The sequence below is a fragment of the Burkholderia sp. Ac-20392 genome, from assembly GCF_017104585.1.
GTDB lineage: Bacteria > Pseudomonadota > Gammaproteobacteria > Burkholderiales > Burkholderiaceae > Burkholderia > Burkholderia lata.
The window spans coordinates 1-3,142 of record NZ_JAAGPB010000725.1 but is presented as its reverse complement, the minus strand read 5'-3'; the positions used below and the strand labels follow the sequence as shown (position 1 = coordinate 3,142).

General features: G+C 68.0%; 4 protein-coding genes. All 4 read left to right on the top strand.

Features of this window, described 5'->3' with window-relative positions:
• The coding region (locus tag G3N99_RS37355) for a formimidoylglutamate deiminase (protein WP_206124873.1) at positions 1–1,257 on the top strand (1,257 nt) is incomplete at its 5' end.
• A 59-nt stretch (positions 1,258–1,316) separates the two neighbouring features.
• Positions 1,317–2,114, top strand: a complete 798-nt coding sequence (hutG, locus tag G3N99_RS37350) for an N-formylglutamate deformylase (RefSeq protein WP_174946166.1) — start codon at positions 1,317–1,319, stop codon at positions 2,112–2,114.
• Between the two features lie 365 nt (positions 2,115–2,479).
• Positions 2,480–2,704, top strand: a complete 225-nt coding sequence (locus tag G3N99_RS37345; protein WP_206124872.1) for a hypothetical protein — start codon at positions 2,480–2,482, stop codon at positions 2,702–2,704.
• A gap of 168 nt (positions 2,705–2,872) precedes the next feature.
• The coding region (locus G3N99_RS37340; RefSeq protein ID WP_206124871.1) for a gamma-glutamyl-gamma-aminobutyrate hydrolase family protein at positions 2,873–3,142 on the top strand (270 nt) is incomplete at its 3' end.

The window sequence follows — 3,142 nt, the reverse complement described above, 5'->3', positions numbered from 1 at the left end:
CCGGCTGGCGTCGCGCGCGCGGCCGGGCCGGTGATGCCCGGCATGCCGAACCTGCACTCGCACGCGTTCCAGCGCGCGATGGCTGGGCTCACCGAATACCGCGCGAATCCGTCCGACAGCTTCTGGAGCTGGCGCGACCTGATGTACCGCTTCGCGCTGAAGATCACGCCCGACGCGCTCGCCGCGATCGCACGCTGGCTGTATGTCGAGATGCTCAAGTGCGGCTACACGTCGGTGTGCGAATTCCACTACGTGCACCACACGCAGGACGGCTCGCGTTATCCGCAGATCGCCGAGCTCGGCACGCGCGTGATCGACGCCGCGCGCGCGGCCGGCATCGGCATCACGATGCTGCCCGTGTCGTACCAGTTCGCCGGCTTCGGCAACAAGCCGCCGCGTGACGACCAGCGCCGTTTCATCAATACGCCCGACGGCCTGCTCGAGCTGCTCGACGCGATGCGTCGCGTGGCGCCGGAGGACGGCGGGCTGCGCTACGGCGTTGCACCGCACTCGCTGCGGGCGGTATCCGAGAACGGGTTGCGCGTGCTGCTCGAAGGATTGCCCGACGATGCGCCCGTGCACATCCATATCGCCGAGCAGACGGCCGAAGTCGACGACTGCGTGCGCGCCTACGGTGCGCGCCCCGTGCAATGGCTGCTCGATCGCTTCGACGTCGATGCGCGCTGGTGCCTCGTGCACGCGACGCACGTCGATGCGGCCGAAACGGCAGCGCTTGCGAAGCGTCGCGCGGTCGCCGGCCTGTGCCTGACGACCGAAGCGAACCTCGGCGACGGCGTGTTTCCGGCCGTCGACTATCTTGCGCAAGGCGGCGTGATCGGCGTCGGCTCGGACAGCCACGCGTCGGTCGAGTGGCGCTCGGAATTGCGCCTGCTGGAATACGGGCAGCGGCTCGTGCACCGCGCGCGGAACGTGCTGGCGAGCGATACGCAGGCGCATGTCGCCGATCGCCTGTTCGACGCATCGCTGGCGGGCGGCGCACAGGCCAGCGGGCGGCACGTCGGTGCGCTGCGCGAAGGGTGCCGCGCCGACTGGCTCGTGCTCGATCCCGATCATCCGGCGATCGCGGAACACGACAGCACGTCGTGGTTGTCGGGTATCGTGTTCGCGGAGCATGGCGAGACGCCGGTGCTCGACGTCTACACGGGCGGCGAACGCGTCGTGAGCGGCCGCCGTCATCGCGACGAAGCCGTCGCGTATGCCGACTACCGCGCCGCGCTGGCGCAACTGCTGCGCTGACGCGCGCAACCGGTGCACGCCGCATGCGTGCGCCGGCAGACTTCCAACGGTGATGCGACATGACTGAACAACCGGCTGTATTCACGCTGAAGCAGGGCACGCTGCCGCTGCTGATCTCGATTCCGCACGCAGGTACGCACATCCCCGACGACATCGCCGCGACGATGACGGCCGACGCGCGCTTCGTCGACGATTGCGACTGGCATCTCGAACGGCTGTATGGATTCGCGGCCGAACTCGGCGCATCGATCCTCGTACCGTCGCATGCGCGTTACGTCGTCGACCTGAACCGGCCGCCCGACAACGAGAACCTGTACCCGGGGCAGGACACGACGGGGCTCGTGCCGGTCGATACGTTCGACAAGGCGCCGCTGTATCCGGCGAACGCGCTGCCCGGCAACGACGAGATCATGCGTCGCCGCGACCGCTACTGGCTGCCGTATCACGAGGCGCTGCAAGGCGAGGTGGCACGCCTGAAGCGCGAGCACGGCCGCGTGCTCGTGTGGGAAGCGCATTCGATCCGTTCGCACGTGCCGCGCTTCTTCGACGGCCGCCTGCCGGACTTCAACTTCGGCACGTCGAGCGGCGCGAGTGCCACACCGGGCCTGGCAGAGGCGCTGGCCGCACGCGTGCTCGAACACGGCGGCTATACGGCCGTCGCGAACGGGCGCTTCAAGGGCGGTTACATCACGCGTCACTATGGCGTGCCCGCTACCGGCGTCGAGGCCGTGCAGCTCGAGCTCTCGCAGATCACCTACATGGAAGAGACGCGTCCTTACGCGTATGACGAAACGCGTGCGGCGCGGATTGTGCCGCTATTGCAGACGCTCGTCGAAACCGCGCTCGCGCATCGTTGAACGCGGGCCGCACGGATGCGGCAGCGCGGCGGAGCAGGACGTCGCAGCTCGCCGGCACGTAGCATGCCGCACCGATGCAACGCACAACACGGCATCGATCCACGGGATCGATGCCGTTTTTTTTCGTGTGGCTTTCGTCTGACCGATGTCGTCATCGGCACCTGAAAATTTGACGCAATTTTTAGGTGATATAAGCTGAATGTCAGGAAGTCGTCACGCGTGCACTTGCGGCGAGGCCATCGATCGTGGCCGCACCGCGCCGGAATGCACTGCGAGACACCTTGCCGACGTGTCGCCGCGCGGCATTGCCGCATGCGCTTCATCGCGACACGTGTCCTGCATACATCAGTCAGTCGAGTACGATCGTGAAAGCCGCCAGCCCTTCGATACGCCGGACGCGAAGTCCGTCGGCGGGCGCGCCGCCTCAGGCCGGGCCGATCCGGCATGCTGATCGCGGCACGCGTGCCGCCTCTTTACGCGAGCCTCGTTTCTTCGCCATTTCCCATCGCGGCCTGCGCCGCTTCAATCTCGTGACCGCGCACGTGTTCAGCGCGGTGCAGTGCGACGGCAGCGCATCGTTGTTGCCCTAGCGTCGTTTTCCGCTTCCGTTCCGGGTCGCACCGCCTGTTGCCGCATCGTCCGCGCGGCAGGATCGCGCATGGGCATGCGCCTCGTGGCGCGCGTGTGCGGCGCCGGCGCGAACCTCCTTCATCGTTCCGCGTGCGGCCGTATCGCGCGCGATTACCGGAGAGACACCCATGCGTGCGCGCCCGATCGTAGCCGTTACCGCCGACCGCATCCTGCGCGGTGCGCATCCGAACCACACGGCGGGGGAGAAGTACCTGGCCGCGCTCGTCGACGGCGCCGGCGCGCTTGCATTCGTGCTGCCCGCGCTCGGCGCGCGCCAGCCGGCGGACGCGATCGTCGCGGCGATCGACGGGTTGCTGTTGACCGGCAGCTATTCGAACGTCGAGCCGCATCACTATGGCGGCGCCGCGAGCGCGCCCGACACGCTGCACGACCCCGCA

Coding starts and splice junctions, on each gene's coding strand:
- hutG (WP_174946166.1), top strand. CDS start 1,317: ATGACTGAACAACCGGCTGTATTCACGCTGAAGCAGGGCACGCTGCCG.